At 69.7% G+C, this 25,516-nt stretch carries 23 protein-coding genes; 4 read left to right on the forward strand and 19 right to left on the reverse strand.

The window, feature by feature from the left end:
• Nucleotides 1–254 precede the first annotated feature (254 nt).
• Entirely contained in the window at nucleotides 255–1,421 is a 1,167-nt protein-coding gene (locus ABDC25_RS04410; RefSeq protein WP_347125019.1) for a Fic family protein, read from the forward strand.
• A gap of 76 nt (nucleotides 1,422–1,497) precedes the next feature.
• Here the strand turns inward: ABDC25_RS04410 and ABDC25_RS04415 are convergent, their stop codons facing one another.
• Together ABDC25_RS04415 and ABDC25_RS04420 are read right to left on the reverse strand one after the other, a co-directional pair.
• Nucleotides 1,498–3,198, reverse strand: a complete 1,701-nt coding sequence (locus tag ABDC25_RS04415) for a long-chain-fatty-acid--CoA ligase (RefSeq protein WP_347125021.1) — start codon at nucleotides 3,196–3,198, stop codon at nucleotides 1,498–1,500.
• Nucleotides 3,199–3,243: 45 nt separating this feature from the next.
• The gene (locus ABDC25_RS04420; protein WP_021198946.1) at nucleotides 3,244–3,642 is read right to left on the reverse strand and encodes a hypothetical protein; all 399 of its coding nucleotides are present in this window, start codon (nucleotides 3,640–3,642) and stop codon (nucleotides 3,244–3,246) included.
• A gap of 62 nt (nucleotides 3,643–3,704) precedes the next feature.
• Between ABDC25_RS04420 and ABDC25_RS04425 the strand changes: the two genes are divergently transcribed.
• A complete protein-coding gene (locus tag ABDC25_RS04425; RefSeq protein WP_167253242.1) occupies nucleotides 3,705–4,070 on the forward strand; it encodes a cupin domain-containing protein in 366 nt (121 codons plus the stop codon).
• A 67-nt stretch (nucleotides 4,071–4,137) separates the two neighbouring features.
• On the opposite strand, the gene ABDC25_RS04430 is transcribed toward ABDC25_RS04425, so the two are convergent.
• From ABDC25_RS04430 to ABDC25_RS04510, 17 genes are all read right to left on the reverse strand, one after another.
• Nucleotides 4,138–10,104: an LPXTG cell wall anchor domain-containing protein gene (locus ABDC25_RS04430; RefSeq protein ID WP_347125024.1), complete on the reverse strand. Its 5,967-nt coding sequence runs from the start codon at nucleotides 10,102–10,104 to the stop codon at nucleotides 4,138–4,140.
• A gap of 213 nt (nucleotides 10,105–10,317) precedes the next feature.
• Nucleotides 10,318–11,478, reverse strand: coding sequence for a flagellar hook protein FlgE (locus ABDC25_RS04435; RefSeq protein ID WP_029258627.1), 1,161 nt, complete (start codon nucleotides 11,476–11,478; stop codon nucleotides 10,318–10,320).
• A 26-nt stretch (nucleotides 11,479–11,504) separates the two neighbouring features.
• Nucleotides 11,505–11,948 carry a flagellar hook capping FlgD N-terminal domain-containing protein gene (locus tag ABDC25_RS04440; protein WP_021198940.1) on the reverse strand — a complete coding sequence of 148 codons (444 nt, stop codon included), beginning with the start codon at nucleotides 11,946–11,948 and terminating at the stop codon, nucleotides 11,505–11,507.
• Nucleotides 11,949–11,962: 14 nt separating this feature from the next.
• Nucleotides 11,963–13,444 carry a flagellar hook-length control protein FliK gene (locus ABDC25_RS04445; protein WP_347125027.1) on the reverse strand — a complete coding sequence of 494 codons (1,482 nt, stop codon included), beginning with the start codon at nucleotides 13,442–13,444 and terminating at the stop codon, nucleotides 11,963–11,965.
• Nucleotides 13,441–13,869 (reverse strand): hypothetical protein, encoded by a 429-nt coding sequence (locus ABDC25_RS04450; protein ID WP_021198939.1) that lies wholly within the window; start codon nucleotides 13,867–13,869, stop codon nucleotides 13,441–13,443. The genes ABDC25_RS04445 and ABDC25_RS04450 overlap by 4 nt, the downstream gene beginning before the upstream one ends.
• On the reverse strand, nucleotides 13,866–15,161 hold the full coding sequence (locus tag ABDC25_RS04455) for a FliI/YscN family ATPase (RefSeq protein WP_347125029.1): 1,296 nt from the start codon (nucleotides 15,159–15,161) through the stop codon (nucleotides 13,866–13,868). The genes ABDC25_RS04450 and ABDC25_RS04455 overlap by 4 nt, the downstream gene beginning before the upstream one ends.
• Nucleotides 15,158–15,763, reverse strand: a complete 606-nt coding sequence (locus tag ABDC25_RS04460; protein WP_081859756.1) for a FliH/SctL family protein — start codon at nucleotides 15,761–15,763, stop codon at nucleotides 15,158–15,160. The genes ABDC25_RS04455 and ABDC25_RS04460 overlap by 4 nt, the downstream gene beginning before the upstream one ends.
• Nucleotides 15,753–16,757, reverse strand: coding sequence for a flagellar motor switch protein FliG (gene fliG / locus ABDC25_RS04465; protein ID WP_347125031.1), 1,005 nt, complete (start codon nucleotides 16,755–16,757; stop codon nucleotides 15,753–15,755). Before fliG ends, ABDC25_RS04460 begins: the two co-directional genes overlap by 11 nt.
• Nucleotides 16,754–18,376 carry a flagellar basal-body MS-ring/collar protein FliF gene (gene fliF, locus ABDC25_RS04470; protein ID WP_021198935.1) on the reverse strand — a complete coding sequence of 541 codons (1,623 nt, stop codon included), beginning with the start codon at nucleotides 18,374–18,376 and terminating at the stop codon, nucleotides 16,754–16,756. Before fliF ends, fliG begins: the two co-directional genes overlap by 4 nt.
• Entirely contained in the window at nucleotides 18,376–18,681 is a 306-nt protein-coding gene (gene fliE / locus ABDC25_RS04475; RefSeq protein ID WP_347125034.1) for a flagellar hook-basal body complex protein FliE, read from the reverse strand. The genes fliF and fliE overlap by 1 nt, the downstream gene beginning before the upstream one ends.
• Nucleotides 18,681–19,073, reverse strand: a complete 393-nt coding sequence (locus ABDC25_RS04480; protein WP_021198933.1) for a flagellar basal body rod C-terminal domain-containing protein — start codon at nucleotides 19,071–19,073, stop codon at nucleotides 18,681–18,683. The genes fliE and ABDC25_RS04480 overlap by 1 nt, the downstream gene beginning before the upstream one ends.
• Entirely contained in the window at nucleotides 19,070–19,411 is a 342-nt protein-coding gene (locus ABDC25_RS04485) for a flagellar basal body protein (protein ID WP_021198932.1), read from the reverse strand. Before ABDC25_RS04485 ends, ABDC25_RS04480 begins: the two co-directional genes overlap by 4 nt.
• A 111-nt stretch (nucleotides 19,412–19,522) precedes the next feature.
• Nucleotides 19,523–19,819 (reverse strand): hypothetical protein, encoded by a 297-nt coding sequence (locus tag ABDC25_RS04490; RefSeq protein WP_029258620.1) that lies wholly within the window; start codon nucleotides 19,817–19,819, stop codon nucleotides 19,523–19,525.
• Nucleotides 19,816–20,202 (reverse strand): flagellar export chaperone FliS, encoded by a 387-nt coding sequence (fliS, locus tag ABDC25_RS04495; protein WP_029258619.1) that lies wholly within the window; start codon nucleotides 20,200–20,202, stop codon nucleotides 19,816–19,818. Before fliS ends, ABDC25_RS04490 begins: the two co-directional genes overlap by 4 nt.
• Nucleotides 20,203–20,204: 2 nt before the next feature.
• Complete coding sequence (gene fliD / locus ABDC25_RS04500) at nucleotides 20,205–21,593, reverse strand: flagellar filament capping protein FliD (protein ID WP_347125037.1); 1,389 nt, start codon at nucleotides 21,591–21,593, stop codon at nucleotides 20,205–20,207.
• Nucleotides 21,594–21,662: 69 nt separating this feature from the next.
• Nucleotides 21,663–22,493 (reverse strand): flagellin, encoded by an 831-nt coding sequence (locus ABDC25_RS04505; RefSeq protein ID WP_021198928.1) that lies wholly within the window; start codon nucleotides 22,491–22,493, stop codon nucleotides 21,663–21,665.
• 108 nt (nucleotides 22,494–22,601) lie between these two features.
• Complete coding sequence (locus tag ABDC25_RS04510) at nucleotides 22,602–23,402, reverse strand: sigma-70 family RNA polymerase sigma factor (RefSeq protein ID WP_029267007.1); 801 nt, start codon at nucleotides 23,400–23,402, stop codon at nucleotides 22,602–22,604.
• Nucleotides 23,403–23,598: 196 nt separating this feature from the next.
• Here ABDC25_RS04510 and ABDC25_RS04515 point away from each other — a divergent pair, with 196 nt between their 5' ends.
• Both ABDC25_RS04515 and flgK read left to right on the forward strand, forming a co-directional pair.
• The gene (locus tag ABDC25_RS04515) at nucleotides 23,599–24,081 is read left to right on the forward strand and encodes a flagellar protein FlgN (protein WP_021198926.1); all 483 of its coding nucleotides are present in this window, start codon (nucleotides 23,599–23,601) and stop codon (nucleotides 24,079–24,081) included.
• A gap of 13 nt (nucleotides 24,082–24,094) precedes the next feature.
• Nucleotides 24,095–25,504, forward strand: a complete 1,410-nt coding sequence (gene flgK / locus ABDC25_RS04520) for a flagellar hook-associated protein FlgK (protein WP_021198925.1) — start codon at nucleotides 24,095–24,097, stop codon at nucleotides 25,502–25,504.
• Nucleotides 25,505–25,516 lie beyond the last annotated feature (12 nt).

The raw sequence follows: 25,516 nt of genomic DNA on the forward strand, positions 1-25,516 counted from the left end.
CCGTGTTCCGGGGAGCACGGACCCGACGGCCCGTCCTGGGCTGTCGGGGGTGACTGTCGGCCGGCCGGCTCCGGTCGTTAGCAAGGCCCGGTTCGGGAGGTTCGCGCGACGAAGTTGCCGTCGGCGTGGAGCAGAAGCGCGAGCAGTCCGACATTACTCGTCTTTAATTGATCTAAACCTTAGTAACGAGTGCGATACTCGTCTTTGTGGACACTGATGCAAGTACGCCGGGAACCAGGTGGCCGGCACACACCGTGGAGACGCTTCCGTGGCGCCAACAGGTCCGTGGCGGCACTCGGGACGATCGGACGCTGGCATCCGTCGACGCCACGATCCCCCCGATGATCGCGGGTCTCGACTACGCCGCCCCCATGGCGACAGTCGTCGCCTCGGAGGGCGCTCTGCTTGCTATCGCGCAAGCGGATACCGACGCGGAGGGGCATTCGGCGGCGCTGAGCCGATTCATGATGCGCACAGAATCCGTCGCGTCGTCGAAGATCGAGCGGATCACCGCCAGCGCGACCGACTACGCCAGGGCGCTGGCCGGCAACCGTTCGAACGCCTCGGCCACGAGCATGGTGGCGGCGAGCACGGCACTGCATGGCCTCGTCGCCGGAGTCGGCGACCGAGGTCTGTTCGCGGTCGAGGACCTCCTCATCGCTCACCACGACTTGATGAAGGACGATCCCGTCGAAGCGGCGTATGCCGGTCGTTTGCGTGACATGCAGAACTGGATCGGGGGAAGCGACCACTCGCCGCGAGGTGCGCTTCATGTGCCACCGGCACCGCAACGAGTCGCCGCGTTGATGGACGACCTGATCGCTTTCCTCAACCGAGACGACATCCCGGTGATCGTGCAGGCGGCGATCGGACATGCGCAGTTCGAGTCCATCCATGCGTTCACGGATGGCAACGGTCGTCTCGGCCGCGCCCTCGTGTCGGCCGTGCTTCGTCGCCGTGGCGCTGCCGTCAACGCCGTCGTTCCCCTGGCGAGCGGGCTTCTCGCCAAACGGGACGAGTACTTCGCCGCGCTCGGCGACTATCGGCGGGGTGAGCCGTCGCCGCTCATTGCGCTGTTCGCCCGGGCGGCCCGCGCAGCGGCTTCGTGCTCGCGCGAATCCATCGCCCGCATCAAAGGTCTTCCAGCCGAGTGGGCGAACGAGCTGCGCCCGCGGGCCGGTTCTGCGGTCGCCGCGCTGATTCCCGGGTTCTACGATCACCCCGTCATGGCAGCAGGCGAGATCGAGCAGCGCTCAGGTTCGTCGGAGCAACAGGCCTACAAGGCCATCGCTCAGCTCGAAGCGGCAGGATTCGTGCAAGAGATCACCGGACGCAAGCGGGACCGTGTCTGGGTCGCCGCCGAACTGCTCGCGGAGCTCGACGACCTCGACCGGCGGATCCAGGCGGAGATGGGCAACTGAAGGGCCAACCGGCGGGACTGCGATCACGTGGGTGTCGCTCCGAGATGCTTCGTGCTCGCAGTGCGACCGAGACGACTCAGCGGTCGGCGAGCAGGCGGTCGCGCACCTGACGACGCAGCACCTTGCCGATGAGCGACCGGGGGAGGTCGTCGACGGCGGTGATCCGGCGAGGCACCTTGTAGGGGGTGAGCCGGGTGCGGCAGAAGTCGCGCAGCGCATCCACGTCGAGGGCCGCACCGTCGCGGAGCACCACGGCGGCGGCGACCTCCTCTCCGCCGTGGGGTCGCGGCAGACCGACGACCGCCGCGGCGACGACATCGGGATGGGCGACCAGCGCGTCTTCCACCTCGCTGGGAGACACGTTGAACCCGCCGGTGATGATGAGCTCCTTGAGGCGGTCGACGATGCTCACGAACCCGTCGGAGGAGACCTGGGCGATGTCGCCGGATCGGAGCCAGCCGTCCGGCAGCAGGGCATCTGCCGTCTCGCCCGGACGCCCCCAGTACCCCTGGAAGACCTGCGGTCCGCGGATGAGGAGCTCGCCGGGCTCGCCGGCGGGAAGGTCGACCGCAGGGTCGGCCGGGTCGACGACGCGGATCTCCGTGCTCGGGAAGGGCACCCCGACGGTGCCGGGGCGACGCGTCGGGCCCATCGGGTTGCCCAGCGCGACCGGTGAGCTCTCGGTCATGCCGTAGCCCTCGACGAGCAGACCGCCGGTCGCCTCCTCCCAGCGCTTCACCGTGGCGACCGGAAGGCTCATGGCGCCGGAGATCGCGAAGCGCACGGTCGAGAGGTCGATCGTTCCTCGGCCGGCCGCACGTGCGAGCGCGTCGTAGATCGGCGGTACGGCGGGAAGGAAGGTGGGCGGCGTCGTACGCGCCGCCGCGGTGACCAATCCCAGGTCGAACGTCGGGAAGAGGACGAGTCGCGCGCCGATGCTCATCGCGAAGGTGAGGCACAGGGTCATGCCGTAGGCGTGGAACAGCGGCAGCACGCCGTAGAACGTCTCCTCGCCGTCGACGAGACCCGGCACCCACGCCCGCCCCTGCATCGCGTTGGCACGGAGATTCGCGTGCGTGAGGATCGCTCCCTTCGGGACACCCGTCGTCCCGCTCGTGTACTGCAGCAGGGCGATGTCTTCCAGGCCCGGTCCCCCCACCCGTCGGGAGAGGCGTCGGTGATCGGCGAGGCTCTTCCACGCGATCAGGTGCCGCGCCTTCGGGGCGCCGGTGAGCTTCGCCCTGGCCTCGCGGGCCCGGGGCAGGGGCAGGCGGAGCGCGAGGCGCTTCGACAGCGGCATCGCCGTGGTGATGTCGACGCTCACGATGTGCTCGACCTTGACATCGACGGGGAATCCGGCGACCGTGTCGACCGATTTGTCCCACACGACCGCGACGCGGGCGCCGTGATCCTCGAACTGATGCCGCAGCTCGCGCGCGGTGTAGAGCGGGTTGTGCTCGACCACGATCGCGCCGAGCCGGAGGATCGCGTAGAAGGCGACCACGTGCTGAGGGCAGTTGGGCAGCACCAGCGCCACCCGGTCGCCGTGGCCGACGCCGAGGCGCCGCAGACCCTCGGCCGCCCGCTCGACCTGCTCCCCGAGCTCGCGATAGGTCGTGACCGCTCCGAAGAAGTCCAGTGCCGGGCGCCGCCCGAAAGACTTCACAGTCGCCGACAGCATCTCGGACAGAGTCTGCGACGGATCCGCGATCTCCGCGGGGACACCCTCCGCGTAGGAGTCGAGCCAGGGTCGGGAGGCGAGCGGGGATTCGGGCATGCCTCCATCCTGCCCGGGATCCCTATCAGCGGACACCGCATCCGTTCAGCCGAGGAAGAGGAGCACGATCGACAGGATGACGGAGGCCGCGCCGACCCCGGCCAGCGTGATCCCCAGCACCTGGAACGCATGCAGCAGGGGCCGTCGGGGTTCGAACCGCATCAGGCTCGGGTGCCGTTCACTGAGGAACGCGTCGGCTTCTTCCCGCCCGTGCCAATGGACCGATTCCTCCGCGCGCAGCGGGCGCTCCCAGAAGTCGCCGGCGGCGAACCAGCGTGCTCGCGCCCGGCCGCCGTCGTCCTCGACGATGACCACCTCGTGCGGCACCCAGGAGCCGTCGTGCAGTTTCACCAGGAGCACGATCGCGAGCAGCGGGAGCCCGATGCCGAGGCCGATCCACGAGAGGACCTCGGCGATGGTGCCGACAGCGTCGACCGCGTTCATGACCGGCTCCGTTCTCCCTCAGACGACAGTACCGGCGAAACCCGGCGGCCTAGGCTGACGGGGTGGACGAAGACACACGGAACGTGCAGGCGGCGCTGGCGAGCATCACCGAGCACTGGCAGCCGCATCGATTGACGAGCATCAACGACTACGACGTCAAGGTCGTCAAACTGCTCGGCGAGTTCGTCTGGCACACCCACCCCGATACCGACGAGCTCTTCATGGTGGTGCACGGAGAGCTGACGATCCAGCTGCGCGACCGCGATGTCGTGCTCGGACCGAACGATGTCTTCGTCGTCCCGAAGGGCGTCGAGCACTGCCCGCGCGCCGATCAGGAGGTGCACGCGATCCTCTTCGAGCCGAAGGGCACCGTCAACACGGGCGATGCCGGCGGTGAGATGACATCGGAGCTCCGCGAGTTCGGATAGCCGGACAACCCGCAGCCGGAGCATCGACGTCGGAACAGCCGGACCGAACCTCCCGACGACGAGACGGTCAGGTGAGGGCGACCCCGTGACGTCGACGGCGGACCAGGAGTCCCCCGGCGAGGAGGAGCAGGATCCCGATCCCTGCGAACAGGGATACGGCGGGCCCGTCGACTCCGGTGGACGGGAGGCCGCCGCCGCCGCCGTCCGGATTCGGATCCGGGGGTGGAACGAGGTACACGTTCGTGATCGCCGCGATCTGAGACGTCGGCGGCTCACCTCCGGTGGCCGGGGTGGTGATCGTGACGGTCTGGCCGTCGTTGAGCCTCGACCCCTCTCCGAAGGCACCGACCGCACCGGTCTCGGACACTCGGCACACCGACCCCAGCGGGAGCCCGTCGAGGCGCGTGCGAAGGTCGTCCGCGCTCGACACGGTGAGGGTGCCGCCTGCGGGGAGCACGAGGGGAACGCCGGCGACCGTGCACTCGACGAGGAAATCGAAGCTGTCCGGAGCTCGCCCCGTGTCGCCGGCCAGCACCTTCTGCACCCCGAGGTCGCCATCGAGCAGGGTGACCCCGGCCTGCACGGGGGCCACGGAGTACTCGCGCCCGCCGGCATCCGTGCCCACCGCGCCCATCTGATTCCACGCGAAGCCCCCGGCATCGGGGACGGTGATCGGAGCGAGGTCCGGATACTCCGGCGATTCCGGGACGTTCTGCGTCTCGTAGTGCAGCGACAGCACCTGGCCAGGGCCGAACGACCCGGCCGCCGTGGCGGTGAAGTCGATCGTGACCCGGATTCCGGTCACCTCCTCCCACGCGCCGGCGTAGGAGCGGACGGGCACCCAGGTCGCGGTGGTGTCGCAGAGCAGATCGCCGAACCATGCCGAGCTCGATCCCGTGCCCACGCAGGGCGAAGCCGAGGTCGTCACGTCCAGGGTCAGGGTCGCTCCGACCGGGAGGATGTTCGCGGCCAGGGACTCGGGGAGGAGCACCGGGTCGAATGTGGTGTTGCGTGCAGCGCCGGTCGCCAGCAGCCGGTCGCCGATCCGCGGCAGGGGATCGACGATCGATACGGTCTCGAATCCGACCGTGCCGCTGTTCACGACGGAGAGCCGCCAGTCGTCCGTGGCGCCGACAGCGGTGTAGGCGGCGCACGGTGTGCGGGTGTAGCCGTCGGGGTCGAGCGGGCAGGCCGCGTCGGGGTTGTTCAGGTTGACCTCGCCGTCGACCAGGTCGCCGTCGACTTCGCCCTTGACGTACTTGTACGCCGCGAGGGATCCTCCCGGTGACGGCTGGACATAGTTGGTCGTTCCGCACTGGTCGTCGTCGAGGCCGGATACCGTGCCTTCCCCGTTGCCGGACGCATTCGTGCAGGCGGTGAGCGCCTCATCGGTCGTGACGACGAACGTGTTGGTCGTGAACTCGTCGAGGGCGAGTCCCGGGGCCAGCACGAGGTTCACGGTGATCGTGAAGACCTCACCGGGTGACATCCGATTCCCGCCCTCCGGCCAGGTGAAGGTCACGTTCTTGCCGGTGTCGTCGATCAGAGCCGACACGTCCGTCGACAGCGTGCCCCCCGCCGAGGTCTGATAGGTCGGTGGCGAGAAGTCCCAATCGAGGTACTCGGGGAGCGTGTCGACGAGCTGGTCGATCGTGAGGAAACCGGTGCCGGTGTTGGTGAACTGCAGCGTCCACGGGAGGCTGGCGCCGATGGACACGACGTGGCTGGTTCCGGGCTGCGACTTCACGACATCGAGCTCGTGCGTCCCGGGATCGATCGTCAGGTCGGCATCGGCGTCGGCGTCGGCATCCGCATACAGTCCATCGAGTCGCTCGCTCACGACCGTCGCCGTGTTCGGGAGCGTCGTCGGCAGCGACAGGTCGGTGCCATCTCGCTGTGTGGTGAGCGCGACGATGTCGAACGCGAGCTGCGCGGTCCAGTCGTCGGGCGGTGCATTGCGCGAGAAGACCTCTCCGGCGGCATTGCGGAACACCGCCCGAAGGCCGACGATCGCGGCCGGATCCGCCGCCGTGGGGAGCGCCGCAGTCGCCGCGAACGCACCTTCGACCCAGGTCGATCCCACGAGCGCGTCGATCCGCACCTGGTCGGCACCGGCCGGCAGCACCACGGTCAGCGCAGGGTCGGGGGCCAACTGCATCGCGTTCCAGAAGGCGGCGTCCGCATCCGTGATGGTGACCTGCTGGGTCGCCGCGGTGGAGGAGCCGTCCGTCGCATCGAGTGTCACGGTGACGGGGTCTTGCAGCTGGGTCTCGAGAATCGATTCCGGATCGATGGTCTTCGCGAGCGTCGCATCCAGCAGAGCGCTGACGAGCGCCACGGTGTCGTTCGCGGTGTCGCTCGGCGTCGAGGCGTTGCCGGAAGGGGTCAGGACCGGGTCGTAGGACTGGGCGATCACGTCGTTGGCGACGGTGCCGGGCTCCACGAGCTGATCGGCATCCGAACGCTCGTACTGCCGCACCTTGGTGACGATCCCGACGCTCAGATCTTCCCCGGCGCGGATGCTGCCGCCCTCGGTCGTGGGGTCGATGCCGTGGAACACGACGCTGACCCCGACCACGGTGGCGAGATCGCCGGCGGTGAGCGTTCCCGCGTCGGTCACGGAGAGCGTGCGGGTGCTGAGCGTGCCATCGGTCGCGCGGTCCCAGAGCGTGACGGTCGACGCGGCGGGGTCCACCTGTTCGACCGGGTAGGCGAAGGTGAGCGATTGCACGGTGAGGCGCTCGTAGGGGTTGGTGTCCGCGTCGTAGACCGCGTCGTCGAACGGGTCATCCGCCCAGGCGCCGGGAGCGCTCACGCACTGGTCCGCCGCTCCGGCCGCGCAGGGGATCGGATCGGTCACGCGCACGTACGACGCGCGTGCGGTGCTGTCGTTCCTGGCATCGATGTCGAACATCACGTCCGGATAGTTCGCGGGGTCGACGTCGGCGGACTCCGGGATCGTCACGCTCGACGGCGTGACGGTCTTCTCCACCGAGACGAGCGGCGGCTGGTCGATCAGGGTGATGTTGTCCTGCTCCGAGTCGCTGCCGTTGCCCGCTGCCGAGGTCCAGTCACCGCGGAGGCTGTTCCACACGATGCCGGGGTCGGGGTCGTTGAAGGTCTCGTCGGCGCTCACCCAGCGGTCGCCTGTCGCCGTGTCGTCGCGCACGACGTTGCGCAGCTCCCAGGTGAGGAAGGTCGGCCGATATTCTCCGACGGCGGACGTCGCGAGTCCGGAGCCCGGTTCGGGTCGCGTGGGATCCGTGCTCGCGGTGCGTGCGGCGTCATCGGGCTCGTAGACCAGTCGGACTCCCGTCGTCCCGGCGGTCTGCGCGGGCGTGAGCGTGTAGCCGACGAATCCGTCGGCTCCCATCCAGGTTCCTCCCGGCGCGGCGATGGGGGTCCACACGCCATCGACGAAGAGCCAGACCTCGGTGATGTCGTCCCAGGCGAGCAGGGGATCGTCGGCGAGAGTGACCGGATCGATGCTCAGCAGGTCGAAAGCCTGGAACACGGTGCTCGCTGCGCCCGGGGGATCCATGTCCGGAGCCGTGGCGGGATCGGTGAGGACGAGGGTGTCGATCCCGCGGGTCCCCGTCCGCCACTCGTTGCGCGTGGAGACGATCGCGCCGGACTGCGCATCGAGGAAGTCGGCATCGGTGGTCTTGTCGCTCGTCTGGACCCACCGCTTGTTCGCGTCGACGCCCACGCCCTCGCCGGTGGCGGGAGTCTGCACACCGATCGTGTCCTGGTCGGTCACGACGTCGCTGTCGATCCCCTCGGGCAGGCCGTCGACCTCCCCGTGGCTCTGCGCGCTCGCCTCGTTCTCATAGACAGTGGGCTCCTGCGCGGACTGCTCGTCCTCGGGGGCATCCCGCGGGTCGGTGGGGCCGGATCCGTCGCGCAGGTCGGCCCGCGCATCGAAGACGACGTTCGGCACGACGCTGAACCCCTGGGAGAATCCGTCCGGGTTGTCGAAGGTGAACCGTATCCCGGTGACGTCGGAGGGGAGATCGGGTGGCGTGAGCGCGGCCGCGAACTCTGCACGGCTCATCTGGAACGTCTGCGCGGTCTCGCCTGTGCTGACCGTGGCGAGCGTCGCCCACGATCCGTCCGGCCGCTGGTACTCGACCGTCGCGGTGGTGTTCGGCGGGACCTGGGTGGGCGCGATCGCCACGATGTCGAACGCGTTCCAGAAGTCGTCCGCCTGGTCGTCGCGCCAGGAGTCCTCGACGACGATCTGGGTCGGATCCACCTGCGCGACGCCCGTCTCGGTGGTCGCGGTCAGGCTGGCGACCACACTGTTGCCCGGTTCGACGGCGCCGCCCGGCGTGATCTGCTTGTCGACCGCGACCCCGATCTGCGGGAAGTAGACCGTGATGTCATCGGCCGCTGCGTCGTCAGCGGTACCCACGTCGTTGGTCGCGGTCACGTCGATGCTGTTCGTCCGCTGGTGCGTCGGTGCCTCGGTGCTGACGAGCGCGAGCGAGGGCTCGATTCCCACGTCGATCGTCGCGACCGTGCCGGCAGGGATCTGGCCGGTGAAGTCGATGACGAAGCCGGTGACGGTGCCTGTGGGCGGGGTCGGCGCGTCCCCGTCCGCGAACGGGACGGGAGGCTGCGCGACCCCGTCGATGTACCAGGTGATCGCGCCGGCGGTGGCTCCGTCCGGGTACGGGATGCCGGAGGGGAAGCCGCCGAAGAGCATCTCGGCGTCGAAGAAGCCGAGATCGGAGATGCTGAGGCTCTGCACAGGGCCGTTCGACGTGTTCGTCGCCGTGAGCTCCGCCATCGCGTCTCCGCCGGCGGGGAGCTCCGCCGGAGTGATCGTCTTGCCCGCGACCACGTCGACGGTCAGCGGACCGATCTCGTAGGGCGCCGTTGCCTCGTCGCTCGCCGTCGCGCCGCCGGGTGCGTTCACGATGGACGTGACGCTGTTCGTGACGGAGGCGCCCGTAGCGAGCGAGCTCTCGTCGTTGCGATCCGTCGCGCGCTGCTCCACGGTGAAGCCCGTGGAGGCGGTGGCATCCGAGGCGATGGTGCCACCGGCATAGGTCAGGCGGATGCCGCCGACATCACCGGGGTCGACGCCGGCCGGCAGCCCGGGAACGCTGCCCGGTGTGCCGGTCTGCCAGCTCCACGTCCCCGTTCCCTCGTCGTAGACATACGCGTCGACCTGGACCGTGGTCGCGTCCGGGGGAAGGGTCGTGGATACGAACCCTTGGAAGTCGACGATGCGGAAAGGATTGTCGGCGCTGAGGGTCGCCGCTCCGTCGACGGCGCCCGTCGGCTCCTGGATCACGAGTGCGTCGCCGCCGATGTTCGACTGGTTCTGGGCGCCGATCGTGATCTGGGAGGTCGCGCCGGGGTCGAACTGCTGCGAGGCGGGCGACCAGCTCTTGCTGGCCTCGACCCCGATGACCGTGTCGATCGTGACGACCGCATCCGCCGTGTCCGAGATGGTCGCGGGGACGTCTCCTGGGCCGTTGTCCCAGTCCGCCGTCGCGGTGTTCGTCACGGTGTCGCCGTTGTACGCCCAGTCGGCGGGCAGGTCGAGCGGTGCGCGCAGCACCACGCTGAGCTTGAGGGTTCCGCCGGCTTCGAGGCCGACTCCGCCATCCACGGGCTGCTCGAAGACGACCATGACCGAGCAGTCGTCGGTGACCTCGACGGGTACACCGCCTTCTTCGACGCATCCGGTCGTGGTGACGTTCAGCGGCAGAGTGGAGGGGGTGTACGACGAGCCGACGAACTGGAAGCCGGCGAACTCGGCCGGAAGGGTGTCCGTGAGGACCACGTTGAGGCAGTCCACGTCGTCGCAGACCAGATCGACCGTGTAGGTGAACTCATCGCCGGGCTGCAGGGAGTCCTGCGTATCGAGTCCGTCGACGAGCTTGTCGATGCGGAGCGAGGATTCTGCGGCCTGGGCGGCCAGCGGGACGACCAGTCCGGCACCGACGAGCCCGATGATGGCGATGAGGGCCAAGAGGAAGCGGCGCAGCTGGTTCTCGGCGGGTCGATTCGTCCTGGACATTGTGCTCGTTTCGTGGGGAAGCCGCGAGGGCAACGAAGGAGTACAGGCTGCCGATGCCGCATGAGCGGATCAGATGTGGTGCGACGCCGGAGCCCACGTGGTCATGTCCTGAGGATTCTATGTAAGCGCACATCTGCGGTCCAGGGTCTGCGTCGTCGCTCTCACCCGCAGCGGGTGACAGCGACGACGCAGACGCGATGTGCGAGGGCGGCGTCAGCGCTTGAGGTTCGTGAGCTCCTGCAGCACCTCGTCGCTGGTGGTGATGATGCGGGCGTTCGCCTGGAAGCCGCGCTGCGCGACGATCAGGTTGGTGAACTCCTGCGACAAGTCGACGTTCGACATCTCGAGCGCGCCGCTGATGATGCCGCCGAGCCCGTCGGTGCCGGCCTGACCGAGCGTCGGCTCTCCGGAGTTCCCGCTCGGGCGGTACTGGGAGGATCCGGCCTTCTCGAGTCCGCCCGGGTTGACGAACCCTGCCAGTGCGACGCGGGCGAGCACCTCGGTGTCGCCGTTGCTGAATGTGCCGACGAGGCTGCCGTCGTTCATCAGCGCGTACGAGCTCAGGGTGCCGGCCGGCTTGCCGTTCTGCTCCTTGATCGCGACATCGCTGACGTCTGCGAACCCGGTGACCGCCGAGAGGTCGACCGTGACACCGCCGGAGACGATGGAGGAGGCCGCCGGCTGCTTGCCGTCGGTGAACGTGAGGGCGGTGTTGGTGCCGCCGGGCTCGGTGACGTTCCAGCCCGTGGCGGTGCGGGTGAAGGTGAGACGGAGCGACGTGGCCGTGCCCTCGGCGTCGTAGGTCTTGATGTCGCGCACCAGCTGCTCGCCGACGGCGGCACCGGAGGGCAGGTTGCCGGTGACGCGGGCGGTGGTGGTGGCGGTTGCGGGGCTGAGCGCTCCGACCGGAAGGCGGATGTCGCCGATGCCCTGACCGGGCACGATCACGCCGTTCTGGGCCGTCCAGCCCTGCACGAGTGCGCCGTCGGCCGAGACCAGCTTGCCGCTCGCGTCGAACGAGAAACCGCCGTTGCGGGTGTACAGGGTCTCGCCACCCGAGCGCACGACGAAGAACCCGTCGCCGGCGATCATGAGGTTGGTCGGCACGCCGGTGGGCTGCGGAGCCCCGGAGGCGAAGTTCGTGCTGATGCCGGCGACCTGCACGCCGAGACCGACCTGGGCGGGGTTCTGACCGCCGGCGGCCTGCTGCGGCATCATCGAGTTGCGCACGAGCTGCGAGAGCGAGTCCTGGAACTGCACGGCCGAGGCCTTGAACCCGGTCGTGTTGACGTTGGCGATGTTGTTGCCGGTGACGTCGAGCATGGTCTGGTGCGAACGCAGACCCGAGATTCCGGCGAACAGAGAGCGGAGCATGGTGATGCCTTTCTGGAAGGGACTGGTCAGGACTGCGAACGGGGAGCGAGGGCGACGCCGGAGACGGCGTCGAGAGGGATGGAGGCGTCGCCGATGGTGACGAGGGGCACGGCGCCGGCGTAGGACACCGAGGTGACGATGCCCTTCTGTGTGACACCCTTCTCATCGACGTACTGCGCTTCATGGCCGATCAGAGCGGCTGCGGTCTGGCGCATGCTGAGCGCGAAGCTCTCGGTCGAGGTCGCCGTGAGCGCGGTCAACTGCTCCATCGAGGCCAGCTGCGTGGTCTGCGAGATCATCTCGTTGGTGTTCATGGGCGAACTCGGATCCTGGTTCGTGAGCTGTGTGACCAGCAGCTTCAGGAACACCTCGGAGTCGAGAGTCTTCTTGCGCTCCGTCGGGGGCGTGGTGCTGCCCGTCTGCACGCCGGAGGGCGGGATGGTGCCGGAGATGGGGTCGACCGTGGTCATGGGTTCCTCTCGGATCAGGCGAAGACGTCGATGCCGCCGTGCGGCGCGATGAGGGACGGGGGAGATGCGGGGTCTGCGGGTGACGACGGATCAGTCGGCAGAGCGCCGTCGGACGTGGTGGGCAGGGCATTCGCGTCGCGACCCGTGCCGGTTCCCGGCTGGCCGCCGTGCGTCCCGGTGGCGCCGTTCCCGGAACCGCCGTTGCTCCCGGGACCGGCGTAGTTCCCGGAACCGGTGCCGTTGCCCGGGGCGGAATGCTGCGGGTTCGACGACGCCGGGCCGTCGTCCGCGCTCGACAGCAGGAGCGAGGCGTGCGGTGCCGCAGCGGCCAGGTCGCGGCGCAGGTCGATGAGGATCGCACGGAGCGCCTCTCTGCCGAGGTCGTTCGGCGCGTGCAGCTCGATGTGGATGGCACCGCCGGAGATGTGCGCCCGCACGGTCACGGGACCGAGGTTCTCGGGGGACACCGTCAGGGTGAGGCTGTGGTCGCCGTCCGGAGCCTGGGCGAGCGACACCACGGGCGCGGCGATCTGCGGGAGCAGCGCGGGCCGGGCGGTGGGGACCGCGACCGGAGCCGCCACGGAGGTCACGGGCGCAGGGGCAGGCGTGGTGCCCACGGGAGGGAGGGCCGCGTCACCCGGCGTCGCTGTCGGCGTGGCTGTCGGCGAGGGAGACGCCGTGGCGACGGGAGTCGAGGTCGCCGCAGCAGCGGATGTCGCGGCATCCGGGAAGCTGTCGCCGACGGTCACGGACGTCTCCGACGTTCCTGTCCGGGTTGTCGGGATCGGGGCTCCGGGACCGCCGAGGACGGTCGGGGTCGGATTCCCACCGACGCTGATGCGGGGGACGGTCGGGAGAGCCGGGTTCGCCGACGGCGCTGCGTGGCCGGCCGTGCCGATCGCGGCCGTCACCGCAGGCGCGACGCCTCCCGGAACAGGAGCGGCCGTAGGTCCGGGAGTGGAACTCTGCGACGACGCGAGCATGCGGGTCTCTGCGTTCGCGGGGACCGCTGCCGGAGCCGCCGACGAAGAAGCCGGAGCGCCGATCGACCCGGTGTGCGCGGCAAGCCCTGCGGCACCGGCCTCGTGCTCGAGTGTCCCCTCGGCGATCGTCGTCGGATCCGCGCCGTCCGGCGCAGGCCCCGGCACGAGGGGGGCTCGGGCCGCCGAGCCGTCGATGCCGACCACGGCACCATCCGGAGACGCCGGGTGACTCGGCGTGGGCGCAGGGAGGACAGCCGGGGGAGACGGGATCGGCGCGTCCGACGCCGAACCGTCCGCCGATGATCCGCCGGCAGATGATCCGTCGGCAGACGACGCGGCAGGCGACGCGGCGGATGATCCGGCGAGAGCATCATCGGTCGAGGCGCGCGAGGCATCCAGGATGACGTCGGCGAATGCCGCAGCTCCCGGCGTGACCTGCCGGGAGTGGGCGGGTATACCCGATGCGCGATTCGTCCGCGCGCCGAGCAGATCCACGATGCCGAGAGACGTCATGCCTGGCCCTCCCTGTCCGTCTGGGCGCGCGCGCCGATCTCGTCGAGTTCGGCCTGCTCCGCGTGCAGCTCGGCGGCCCGCACCTGCAGTGCGTGCGCCTGGGCGAGCCTGTCGAGTCCGCGCATCGCTCGTCGCGCGTCCGCGTGCTCGGTCCGCGCCTGATCGACCGTCTGCTCCTGCAGCTCCGAAAGCGTCGCGAGGTCGGCGAGCAGGGTCCGGCCGGCCACACGGGCGGCAGCGAGGGCGGCGAGGGAGCGCACGTCGACGGCCTCGCTCCCGACGCCCGACAGGTGCGCGCGCAGCGAGCGGTCGCGGGCCTCGGTGTGCTGGGCGTCGATCACGGCGCGCGAGAGCCGCTGAGCCGCCGCGCGCTCCTGGATCTCGCGTACGCGCAGCAGACCGGCCAGGGAGAAGGACCGCGTCATGAGACTCCTCCGAACGCCGTGACGAGTTCGTCCAGCCGCCGCCAGGATTCGCCGATCTCGCTCGTCTCGTCGAGGGACTGGGTGAGGAAGGCGCTGATGGCCTTCTCGTGGGCGATCGCCGCGTCGATGCGGGCGTCCGCCCCGGCCTGGTACGCGCCGATGTCGATGAGATCGTTCGCGCGCCGCCGCGCCGCGAGCACGGCGCGCAGCGTGGCCGCATGCGCCCGGCGTTCGGGAGCGGTGACCTTGCCGGCCACCCGTGACACCGAGCCGAGCACGTCGATCGCGGGATGGTGACCGGAGAGAGCGAGGGCGCGATCGAGCACCACGTGACCGTCGAGGATCGACCGGACGGCGTCGGCGATGGGCTCGTTGTGGTCGTCGCCGTCGACGAGCACGGTGTAGATGCCGGTGATCGAGCCGCGGGTGTCGGTGCCCGCCCGCTCGAGCAGGCCGGCGAGGAGGGAGAACGTCGAAGGCGGATAGCCCCGGGTGGCGGGAGGCTCCCCGGCCGAGAGGCCGATCTCCCGCTGCGCCATCGCCACGCGGGTGAGCGAGTCCATCATCAGGATCGCGTGGGCGCCGTCGTCGCGGAACGCCTCGGCGATCCGCGTGGCGGTGTAGGCCGCACGGATGCGCGCCATGGCCGGCTGGTCCGAGGTCGAGACGACGACGACCGAGCGGGCGAGCCCGTCGGGTCCCAGATCGTCTTCGATGAACTCGCGCACCTCGCGACCGCGCTCGCCGACGAGGGCGATCACGGTGACTTCCGCCTCGGTGCCGCGCGCGATCATCGACAGCAGCGAGGACTTGCCCACACCGGAGCCGGCGAAGAGGCCGACACGCTGCCCGCGTCCGACGCTCACGAGCGTGTCGAGCGCGCGTACGCCGAGGGGAAGAGGCGAGTCGATCCGGTCCCGCCCCATGATCGAGGGCGGAGCATGGTCGAGGCTCACGGGGACGGCACCGGTCAGGGGCCCCTTCCCGTCGATCGGGCGCCCCAGCCCGTCGAGGACCCGTCCGAGCAGCGCGGTACCGGTCGGTACACGCAGCGCCCCTCCGCGTGCGCGCGCCGGAGCGCCGACCGTGAGGCCGGCGACGGGGGCGAGCGGCATGCATCGCAGTCCGCCCTCGCCGATCGCAACGACCTCGGCATCGATGCCGTCGAGGGTCACGACGTCGCCGACCGCTCCCTCGAGTCCGCGCACCTGCACACTCAGCCCGCGCACCTGGGAGACCTCCCCGACACGCTCCGGTCGCACCGCTTCGCGCACCGCGTCCCAGGCGTTCATGCACCGGCCTCGGCGAGGGCGCGGCGGGCGCGCTCGAGCGCACGGGCGACGCGGGCGTCGATGTGCCCGTGGGGCAGGGTCGCGATGGCGTCACCCCGGGCGAGCGTGTCGTCGGCGATGAGCGCGATGCCGGCCGGTTCGGCTGCCGATCCTCGAAGCGTCCGGAGGTCGTCCGGGTGCAGGCGCACCTCGCGGATCTCCGACGGGTCGACACCGCTGACGGCTCGTCGCGCGGCGGCTGCGGCGGAGGCGCCGGCATCGGAGAGCTCCCCGGCGACGATCAGCTCCGCGAGCTCGATCGCGCACCGCAGCACGTGGTCCTGCGCGGCCGTGGTCAGCTCGCGCTCGCGCTCGTTCAGCGACCGAGCGGCGGCGTGGAGCACGGCGACCGCGCGCGCGACCTCTCCGGCTTCGACCGCCTCACGGGCGGCCCATGCCTCCTCCGCCACGCGCTGTGCCGCCTCCGCCTCGGCGCGGCCGGCGCGAAAGCCTTCCGCGTGTCCGTCGGCATAGCCGCGCATTTTCGCCCTGGCATGCTCCTCTCCGCTCCCGCGTCCGTCGAGACGCGGGAACAGCACCGGCGAGAAGGCGTCAGTAGACATACTCGTCCTCGTCCGCGCGCTGCACGGTGATTTCGCCGGCCGCCTCGAGCGCGCGGATCGTGCGCACGATCTCGGCTCTGGCCTCCTCCACCTGGGACACACGCACCGGGCCGAGGGTGCGGGCTTCCTCGTCGAGGTTCTCCCTGTTCCGTTCGGAGACGTTGCGCCGGATGAGGTCGGCGATGGGCTGGTGCGCACCCTTCAGCGCGAGGGCGAGCGAGCGGATGTCCATGCCCCGCAGCACGCGCTGCGTGTCGCGGTCGTCGAGCTTGACGATGTCGGCGAAGGTGAACATGCGCGAGCGGATGTCCTCCGCGAGGGCGCTGTCCCTGTCCTCGATGCTCGCCAGGAGGGCCTTCTCGACCGTCGCCCCGGAGCGGGCGATGATCTCGACGAGCGGTTCCACACCGCCGAGCACTTCGGGGGTGTCGCGTGCGGCGAACGTCCCGGTCCGCGCCTTGAGCGCATCCGCCACGATCGCGATGGCCTCCTGCGATGCGGTCCCCATCGTCGCGATCGCATGCGCGACATCGGTGCGGGTGGGGTCGGGAAGGGCGGCCAGCACCGCGGCGGCGCGGTCGGTCGGCAGGTGGGCGAGCACCAGGGCGACGGTCTGCGGGAGCTCGCCGTCCAGAAGGGTCGCCAGCTGCGCGGGGTCGGCGGATCCGAGGAATTCGAAGGACGACGTCATCGAGGAGGAACCGACTCTGCCGAGCACGGCGGCGGCACGTTCGGCGCCGAACGTCGCCTCCAGCAGTCCTGCGGCGATGTCGCGGCCGCCACGGGCGGGCGGCAGGTGGCCCGAGGCGATCCGGTGGAACTGTCCGAGAGCCTGCGCGGTGGTCGCCGCATCGAGGTTCTGCAGGTCGATGATCTCGGCGGCGACGGCCTCCGCCTCGGATTCGGAGAGGTGCTTCATCACCTCGATCGCCTGCGCGCGATCGAGGTTCATCAGCACGACCGCCGCCGTCTGCCTGTCGGTCAGTCCGGTCATACCTGCTGCCTGTCGTCGATGAGGGTCCGCAGCAGGTCGGCCGTGCGCTTCGGGTCCTGCCGGGTGAGGGAGTCGATCTCGGCGCGGCGGCGCTCGAGGCTGACCTGCGCGGGTTCCGGGTCGGGCTCCGGCTCCGGGTCGGGAGTCGTCTCGAGGAAGGCGAGCGGAGTGGTCGGCGCCTGGTCGATCGCCGCGGTGGCGCCGGCATCGAGGACGGTGAGTGCGGGCGGGCGCTCGCCGAAGAGCTGGTCGAACTCGGTGTCGGCGCTGCTGCGTCGGCGTGCACGGATGATGAGGGCGGCGAGGCCGGCGAGCAGGGGGATGGCGATGGCGGCGGCGATGATGATCGTGTTCAGCAGCGCGGCCTGACGTGCGGCCCCCTCGGCGTCCTTCGCGGCCTGGAGCGCGGCCTGCGCCGCTTCGGAGCTGGTCTGGTTGAACGAGACGAGCTCGACCGCGATCGAGTCTCCGCGCTCGGTGTCGATACCGGCGGCGCTCTCGACGAGGTCGCTCAGCTGAGCGGTGCTCAGGTCACCGCCCGCACCCGCGTCGACCGCGACCGAGACCGACTGGCGCAGCAGCGATCCGGCGGGAGTGGACGTGCTCTGCGTGCTCTTGTTGACGGCGTTGGTCTTCGAGGTCTCGGTGGACTCGGAGGTTCCGTCGCCGTCGGCGGACGGGACGGCGATGTTGTCGGGGCCGAGCACGCCGGCGTTCGAGCTCGAGCCGTTCTGCCGGTCGGTCCTGGTCTGCTCCGTGAGCGGGGGAGCGCCCTCGGCCGGGGTGTAGGTCTCTTCGACGCGCTCGTTGACCGAGTGATCGATCTCGGCGACGACGGTCACCTTGGCGTTGCCGGGCCCGACGACGGTGTCGAGCATCTGCTGCACGTTCGCGGTGACCCGCGCCTCGTAGTCGCTGGCCTGCTGGTCGATGCCTCCGGTGGTTCCGACGCCCGCGGCGGAGAGGGTCTGCCCGCTCTGGTCCACGACGGCGACGTTCTCGGGCTTCATGCCGCTGACCGCGGCAGAGGTCAGGTGCACGATCGCCTCGACCTGCTTCGGAGACAGCGTCGAGCTGCCGGAGGTCTCCACGAAGACGGAGGCGGTGGGATCGACGGTCTCCGAGACGAAGACGCTCTCCTCGGGGATCGCGAGCTGCACCGATGCGGCGGTCACACCCTTGATCGAGGAGATCGTCGCGGCGAGCTCGCCCTCGATGGCCCGCTTGAAGGTCACCGACTGCTGGAACTCGCTCGTCGTGACGCCCATCTTGTCCAGCAGCGAGTATCCGCCGGAGCTGGTGCCGGGGAGCCCTGCCGACGCGGCGGCGAGCCGCTGGTCGTAGACGTCCTTCTCGGGGACGAGGACGGTCGCTCCTCCGTCGGCGAGCTCGTACGGCACCGATGACGACCGCAGCTGTTCGACCACGGCGTTCGCGTCGGAGGCGCTCATGCCGGAGAACAGCGGCGTGTACGTCGGGCGGCTGAGCCAGCTGGAGAGCGCGACGATACCGAGGGCGAGCACGGCGACGCCGATGATGGCGATCGTGCGCTGGGCGAGCGAGAAGCCCGCGATCACGCGTCCGATGCGCTGGAACACGTTTGTGACGGCCTGGGGCATCAGGCTTGCATCCGCATGATCTCGTTGAACGCGTCGACACCCTTGTTGCGCACGGCGGCGACGAGTTCGAGGGTCACGGATGCGCGCGAGGACGCGATCATCGCGGAGTGGATGTCGTCGAGGTCGCCGGTGACGGCCGCGACTTTGAGCTTGTCGGACTCGGACTGCAGCGAACGCAGCTCGTCGATGGCCCCGGTCACGCTGCTCGCGAAGGCGGTGTCGTCGGTGGCCTTGGTCGTCGCGGGGGCGGGCGGGGCGAGCGTGAAACCGGAGGAGATGGCTTCGATTCCGGGGAGTGAGGCCATCAGCTGCGTCCGATCTGGAGGGCGGATTCGTAGGAGTTGCGTGCGCGGTCGACGATGGCCGCACTCGCCTGGTAGCCGCGCTGGGCGAGGATGAGCTGGCTCATCTGGTCGCCCAGGTCGATGTCGGGGTAGCGCACGTAGCCGTCCGCGTCCGCGAGAGGGTGGTCGGGCTGATGGACGAGGCGTCCCTGCGCGCTGCCCTGCGCGGTTCCGGCCACGTACACGCCCGGGGACTGATCGCTCGTCTGGGCGAGGATGTACCTGGCGCGGAAGGCCGCCCCGTTGCTGGGGGCGGCGGTGTTGATGTTGGCGATGTTGTCGCTGATGGCGTCGAGCCACTTGCGGTGCACGGTCAGGCCGGTGCCGGCGATGCCGATGGCGTCGAAGGTCATGAGGTCCTCATCGCGGTGCGCATCGACGTGAACGATCCGTTCACGGCCTGCGTCGCGAACTGATAGCGCAGCATCGTGTCGATGCTGGACAGGGTTTCGGTGTCGAGGTTGACGTTGTTGCCGTTCAGGCGCGTGGGTTCGAGCGAGGTGCCGACCGTCGCGCCGACCCGTCCGTCGCCGGCATCGATCGAGCGGGCGAGCGCCTCTTCGAACTGCACGCGCTTGGCGTGATAGTTCGGGGTGTTGATGTTGGCGATGTTGTCGGAGATCGCGCGCTGGCGCTGCGCGAGGCCGTCGAGCGCACTCGTCAGTGCGTTGATGGTCACAGAATCGAACACGAACCGGCTCCCGTGTGTGGCTGGTATGGCCGATCCATGGCCGAGTCTTGCGAGCCATCCGTGCTCGCCCTGCTCTATCGGCAGGGTCGTCCGCGATGTTAGGAAGCGGTTTCACCCGTCGACGTCGAGGTAGGCGGGCTCTTCGGGACGGCGCGTGCTCGGGATGCGGCTCACGGCGCCGAGATGCCGACGCATGCCGTCGAGGTCGGAACGGGCACGGTCCATCGCTGAGCGCTGGAGGTCGATCACCCGCCGGGCGTGGTCGGCGAGAGAAGGGGGAAGCGGCGTGCGTGGCGGCGTCCATGGGGCGAGGGTGGCCTCGGCGGCGGCACCGGGGGCGGCGTCGAGGATCTGCTCGGCCTCCTGCTCGAGTCGGTCGAGCAGTGAGGTCCACTCTTCCACGCTCACGCCCGCGCCTCGGCCACCGTGCGCGCGGCCTCGTGCCAGGCGTCGCGCAGGGGGGAGATGATCTCGTGGCAGGCGTGCGTGCGCTCGGGATCGCGACCGATGTTGGCCCCGATGAGCGTCTGCGACAGGAACACGTACAGCGAGCGCAGACCCGCACTGCCGTTCCAGTCGTCGGTGAGCGACGAGGACAGTTCCGAGACGATCGCCTGCGCGTGCTGCAGCTGGGCGTTCGCCTCCTCCCAGTCCTCGGCGCGCTGGGCGACCTCTCCGCGTTCGATGTCGAGCAGGAGGCGGTCGTAGAGCATCGTGACGAGACGCTCGGGCGGTGCCGACAGCACGGCGTCGTCACGGTAGCGCTGCTGGGCGCGCAGGGCGGCGTTCATGCTCACTTCCCGGAGTTCGAGCTCGAGCCCGGCAGGGCGGCGATCTGGGACGACAGGTACGAGGACTGCGACTGCAGCTGCGACAGCATGACCTCGAGGCGGGCGTAGGTGCGCTCGAGAGTGGACTTGCGCTGCGCGAGGCGGACGTCCCAGCGTTCCATCTGCTCGCCGAGACCCTTCACCTCGCTCTCCTGCCCGGTGATGCGCGTGGTGAGCAGGCCCTCGTACTTGTCGGAGTAGACCTTCGAGGTGTCCTGCACCCGCGCGGCGATGTCGGAGAACAGCCCTGCGACCGCGTCGGGGTCCTTCGCGAGTGCCTCGGCGAACTTCTTCTCGTCGAAGCTGAGCACGCCGTACATGTCGGTCGAGATGCCGATAGACGACGGGGAGACGCCGTTCACGGGGTGCTGCACCGCGTCGGCGAGGGCCGTGCGGAGTCCTCGGACCGCGCTGTCGCCGGTGAAGACGCCCAGTGTGGTCTTGTCGCCCTGCTTGGCGGCGACGGTCGCCTTCGAGCCGTTGTCGATGCGGGTCAGGATGTCCTTGACGGCGGCGATGAAGTCGGCGGACGCCTTGGTGCGTGCCGCGGTGTCGACGGCGACGCCGATGGTGACGGGGGCCGCGGAGACGGCCGAGACGGTCACGTCGACACCGTCGAACAGGTCGGTGAACGTGTTGCTCGACGACGTCAGCACCTGCTCGGCGCTGGTGCCCGCCCACAGCCGTACCTGCGCATCGGCGCCGACGTCGATAACGGCTGCTCCTGCTTCGGTGGAGATGTCGGAGGCGGTGCCCGCAGCGACCGCCGCTGTGTCTCCGCGATAGGCGCGGAACTGTCCGGCTTCCCCGGAATCGGCGGCACGAAGCTGCAGGCGGTGCATGGGGTTGCCGTCGGCGTCGCGTCCGGCGGGAACGGCCGCGGCGACGATGCCGAAGCCCGCTTCGTTCACGGCCCGCGCGACATCCTGCATCGATGTGGAGTCGGCCGTGACCTGCACGCGCTCGCCCTTCGCGTTCTCGAGGGTGATCACGGGCGGGTCGACGGGCCAGCCGTTGGAGGCGGCCGAGACGATGGTGTGGTTCTTGGCGACCTTGTCGACGACGATGTCGGCCGCGAGCGGCGCCGCGCCCTCGCGGGTGGCGACCGTGACCGTGGGAGAGGACGACGTGGTGGTGAAGCGGGCCAGCCCGTCGCGCGTCGCGGCCTTCTCCGCCGCCGTGGCGAGGTTCTGCACGGCGGTGTTCAGCGTCCGCAGCTGGGTGACGATGCCGTTCTTGTCATCCATCTTCGCCTTGAGCAGCGAACGGGGGATGGCCGCGACATCCATCAGCGCCTTGATGACCTCGGTGGTCTTCAGGCCGGAGACGAGGCCGTCGAGCGAGAGGGACATGGTCGCCTTTCCAGGTCGGGAGCGGACAGGGTCCGGGCGCCGGTGGGCGCCCGGACCCTATGGCATGGTTCAGCGCAGGAGCTGGAGCACGCCCTGGTTGGCCTGGTTGGCCTGGGCCAGCATCGCCGTACCTGCCTGGGACAGGATGTTCTTCGACGTGAACTTGACCATCTCGGACGCCATGTCGGTGTCGCGGATACGGCTCTCGGCAGCGGCGAGGTTCTCCGCCGACACGTTGAGGCTGTTGATGGTCGACTCGAAGCGGTTCTGCAGCGCACCGTAGCCGGCACGTGCGGTCGAGACCGCCTGGATCTGCGTGTCGATGCCCGCCAGTGCGGTACCGTACGTCGCCGCGTCCGTCATGGTCGCCGCGAGCGTCTTGATGTCGGCACCGAGGGTGGCGAAGTCGGTCAGGGCGACCGAGATCTGGTCCTCGGCGGCGACGGAGCCCGCACCGACCTGGAACGTCAGCGTGTCGCCACCCGAGAGCAGCTTGATGCCGTTGAAGTTCGTGCTGCCGGCGATCCGGGTGAGCTCATCACCGAGGGTGTTGATCTCCTTCTGGATCGCGTCGCGCGACTTCGCGTTGTTCGAGTCGTTCGCACCCTGAGCGGTCAGGTCGCGAACGCGCTGCAGGATCGAGTGGACCTCGGTCAGGGCGCCTTCCGCGGTCTGGATGACCGAGATGCCGTCCTGGGCGTTGCGTGCCGCGACGTTCAGACCGTTGACCTGCGAACGCAGGCCCTCGGAGATCGCGAGGCCTGCAGCGTCGTCGGCCGCGCGGTTGATGCGGAAGCCGCTGGACAGCTTCTCGAGCGACTTCGACAGGTCGTTCTGGGTGTTGGACAGGTTGCGGTAGGCGTTGAGGGCCGACACGTTCGTGCTGATCTGCATACCCATAAGGGTTCTCCTCCGTGAATGGTGTTGTGCGGGAGACCATCCGTGGTCTCCCGGTCACACCTATCGGCGGAGGGGACGCGGGCGTTAGCCGTGCGTGCGGGAATCGGCTCAGGCGGGTGCCGGATCGCGGAAGACCCCGGCGATCCGTGAACCCGCGACGTCGGCGATCCGTGTGAAGTAGGCATCGCGGGCGCCGGCGGAGACCCGCGTCGTGGTGGTCGGTGCGGTCCCTTCGGCGAAGAACCGATCCAGGGCGTCGCGCAACAACCGGATCGCCTCCGATCGCTGCTGCGACACGGCCGAGTGCGTCACGCCCAGCTCTTCGGCGATCTCCTTGACCGGACGCTCGTCGAAGTAGACGGCCTGCACGATCCGGCGCATCCGCTCGGGAAGGGCGGCGACGGCCTGTTCGAGCACCTCGCGCCGTTCCCCGACCAGAGCGGATTCCTCGGGGAGGGGGATGTCGGCGGCGACGTCCCGGGCCGAGGGATCGTCGATGGTGGTGAGCGTCCTGGCGGCATCGCCGAGCGCTTCGATGACGACCTCCTTCGGAACGCCCATCGCCGTGGCGACCTCGGTCGCCGTGGCGGTCCGGCCGAGACCGGCGGTCAGGGTCTCGCGGACGGCGACGGTCTCCTTGATGCGTTTGCGGATGCCCCGGGAGGCCCAGTCCATCGAGCGCATCTCGTCGGCGAAGGCGCCGAGGATGCGACGACGGGCATAGGCGCCGAAGGGCACTCCGAGCTCGGGGTCGAAGGCCTCGGCCGCGGTCACGAGCGCGAGCGCTCCGACGGCGGCGAGCTCGTCGCGGGGGATATGGGTGGCACGGGCATGGGTCTCGGCGGCGAGGTATCCGACCAGAGGGAGGTTGCTCTCGATGAGCAGATTGCGCTCAGCGCGCGACGACATGGGGGATGATCCACCTCTCTGGATGCACTCCGGAAGTTCCGAGGAGATGAACAGATGCACATATCACACTTCTCGTGATCTGTACATGGGGAGAACTGTCCATCGCCGTTCCACATAGTAACGTTAGGCGAGCGCTGGCCGATAGTGACCTTTGGCCGCGTTGTCAGGCGGGGCGATCACTGGGGAAAAGGGGATCATGGGAGCCAACGAACTATCGATACAGCTGTGGCGCGAGCGTGAACTGCTCGAGATGCTGCTCTTCAAACTCGACGAGCAGCAGTTGCTGCTCGCCGCCGGAAGATCCCAATGGATCCAGTTTGCCGCGCGGGAGATCGATCAGGTACTCGACAGGCTGCGTGGCGCGGGGCTCGCCCGCACCGTCGAGGTCGCGACCGTCGCCGAGGAGTGGGGAGCTCCCGACGCGACGACCATCCGCGAACTGATCGCGCACGCCCCCGAAGGCGCATGGCAGGAGGTGTTCGCCGACCACCTGCGCGCGCTCACGAAGCTCGCCGCCGAGGTCGAGCAGATGCGCGACGCCAATGCCGAGCAGCTCAGCGGCGTGCTCCGCGCCACGCAGGAGACCATCGCCGCACTCGGACACGACACCGGCGAGTACACGACCAAGGGTGACCGCGCACGCGACGACGCTGCGCGCATCATCGACACCGAGATGTGACCGAGAGGGGATCATGTCGACCTTCAGTGGACTGAACACGGCGGCCAGCGGATTGGCCGCCGCCCGGCGCGGCATGGACGTGGTCGGGCAGAACATCGCCAACCAGAAGACCGAGGGATACACGCGCCAGCGCGTGACGACCTCCGCGGTCGCCGCGATCGCGCAGACCGGCCGTTTCAGCGTCGGTGCCCTCCCGGGGCACGGCGTGTCCATCGACGGGGTGGCGCGACTGGGTGACGCTCTTCTCGACGCCAGGGTGCGTGACGCCCTCGGTGCCTCGGGGTACTGGTCCACCCGGGCCGTGGCCGCGACCACGATCGAGGCATCGCTGGCCGAGCCGACCGCGAACGGACTCGCGGCGCGGCTGTCGAAGTTCTGGTCGGGCTGGCAGGATCTCGCGAACACCCCGGATTCGGGTGCGGCGGCATCGAGCATCCTCGAATCGGCGAAGGAGCTCGCCTCGCACATCGCCGGCGGGTATCGCAACGTCGCCACGCAATGGAGCAACGCCCGCGACTCCGCCGACCGCACGGTCTCGCAGGTGAATGCGACCGCCGACCAGATCGCGGTGCTCAACGACGAGATCCGCGACGCGCTCGCCTCCGGTCGCTCGGCGAACGAACTGATGGATCAGCGCAGCGTCCTCGCGCAGAACGTGGCGAGGATGTCCGGGGCAGCGGCCACGATCGAGGCCGACGGCACGATGACGGTCCGCCTCGGGGGCAACGCACTGGTCTCGGGTTCCGACGCCCGCCATCTCGTGTTGACGGGCCCGGCCTCGATCGACTCCGGTCAGCGCTTCAGCCTTTCCTGGGCGTCCGCGCCCGATCTCCCCGTGTCGATCGACGGCGGCGAGCTCGGCGCCTCGCTCTCGGTTCTGGCACCCGCGGCCGACGGCGGCATGCTCGCCGGACTCGCGGCGACCTACGACACGGTGGCGACGGCCCTCGCCGACGCGATGAACGCGCAGCACCGCGCGGGCGTCACCTCCACGGGCCAGGCCGGCGGCGACTTCTTCACCCTCCCCGCCACCGGATCCGCAGCGCTCGGTCTGAAGGTCGCGGTCGGATCCGCCTCCGAACTGGCGCTCGCCGCCCCGGGGTCGGGGGCGTTGGACGCGACGAACGCCGACCTGATCTCCCAGATCGGCCGGCGCGCCGGCTCTCCCGATGCGATCTGGTCCGATCAGGTCACCCGGTTCGGCGTCGCGACGGCCGCCGACGTGCAGCGCGCCAAGCTCTCCGATTCCGCTGCGGTCGCCGCGGTCGGCGCACAACAGTCGGTCGCGGCTGTCGACGGCGACGAGGAGACGATCAGCCTGCTCACCTACCAGACCGCCTACCAGGCCGCAGCCCGCGTGATGACCGCGGTGGATGAGGCGCTCGACGTGCTCATCAACCGCACGGGTCTCGTCGGACGCTGAGCGAAGGAGCAC

The sequence above is a fragment of the Microbacterium sp. SY138 genome (assembly GCF_039729145.1).
GTDB lineage: Bacteria > Actinomycetota > Actinomycetes > Actinomycetales > Microbacteriaceae > Microbacterium > Microbacterium maritypicum_A.

Coding starts and splice junctions, on each gene's coding strand:
- fliS (WP_029258619.1), bottom strand. CDS start 20,202: ATGAACGCCGCCCTGCGCGCCCAGCAGCGCTACCGTGACGACGCCGTG.
- ABDC25_RS04480 (WP_021198933.1), bottom strand. CDS start 19,073: ATGACCTTCGACGCCATCGGCATCGCCGGCACCGGCCTGACCGTGCAC.
- flgK (WP_021198925.1), top strand. CDS start 24,095: ATGTCGACCTTCAGTGGACTGAACACGGCGGCCAGCGGATTGGCCGCC.
- ABDC25_RS04445 (WP_347125027.1), bottom strand. CDS start 13,444: ATGACGTCTCTCGGCATCGTGGATCTGCTCGGCGCGCGGACGAATCGC.
- ABDC25_RS04420 (WP_021198946.1), bottom strand. CDS start 3,642: ATGAACGCGGTCGACGCTGTCGGCACCATCGCCGAGGTCCTCTCGTGG.
- fliG (WP_347125031.1), bottom strand. CDS start 16,757: ATGACCGGACTGACCGACAGGCAGACGGCGGCGGTCGTGCTGATGAAC.
- fliD (WP_347125037.1), bottom strand. CDS start 21,593: ATGTCCCTCTCGCTCGACGGCCTCGTCTCCGGCCTGAAGACCACCGAG.
- ABDC25_RS04435 (WP_029258627.1), bottom strand. CDS start 11,478: ATGCTCCGCTCTCTGTTCGCCGGAATCTCGGGTCTGCGTTCGCACCAG.
- ABDC25_RS04415 (WP_347125021.1), bottom strand. CDS start 3,198: ATGCCCGAATCCCCGCTCGCCTCCCGACCCTGGCTCGACTCCTACGCG.
- fliE (WP_347125034.1), bottom strand. CDS start 18,681: ATGGCCTCACTCCCCGGAATCGAAGCCATCTCCTCCGGTTTCACGCTC.
- ABDC25_RS04430 (WP_347125024.1), bottom strand. CDS start 10,104: ATGTCCAGGACGAATCGACCCGCCGAGAACCAGCTGCGCCGCTTCCTC.
- ABDC25_RS04510 (WP_029267007.1), bottom strand. CDS start 23,402: ATGTCGTCGCGCGCTGAGCGCAATCTGCTCATCGAGAGCAACCTCCCT.
- ABDC25_RS04440 (WP_021198940.1), bottom strand. CDS start 11,948: ATGACCACGGTCGACCCCATCTCCGGCACCATCCCGCCCTCCGGCGTG.
- ABDC25_RS04450 (WP_021198939.1), bottom strand. CDS start 13,869: ATGACGCGGTCCTTCTCCCTGGCCGGTCTGCTGCGCGTACGCGAGATC.
- ABDC25_RS04505 (WP_021198928.1), bottom strand. CDS start 22,493: ATGGGTATGCAGATCAGCACGAACGTGTCGGCCCTCAACGCCTACCGC.
- ABDC25_RS04455 (WP_347125029.1), bottom strand. CDS start 15,161: ATGAACGCCTGGGACGCGGTGCGCGAAGCGGTGCGACCGGAGCGTGTC.
- fliF (WP_021198935.1), bottom strand. CDS start 18,376: ATGCCCCAGGCCGTCACAAACGTGTTCCAGCGCATCGGACGCGTGATC.
- ABDC25_RS04460 (WP_081859756.1), bottom strand. CDS start 15,763: ATGTCTACTGACGCCTTCTCGCCGGTGCTGTTCCCGCGTCTCGACGGA.
- ABDC25_RS04515 (WP_021198926.1), top strand. CDS start 23,599: ATGGGAGCCAACGAACTATCGATACAGCTGTGGCGCGAGCGTGAACTG.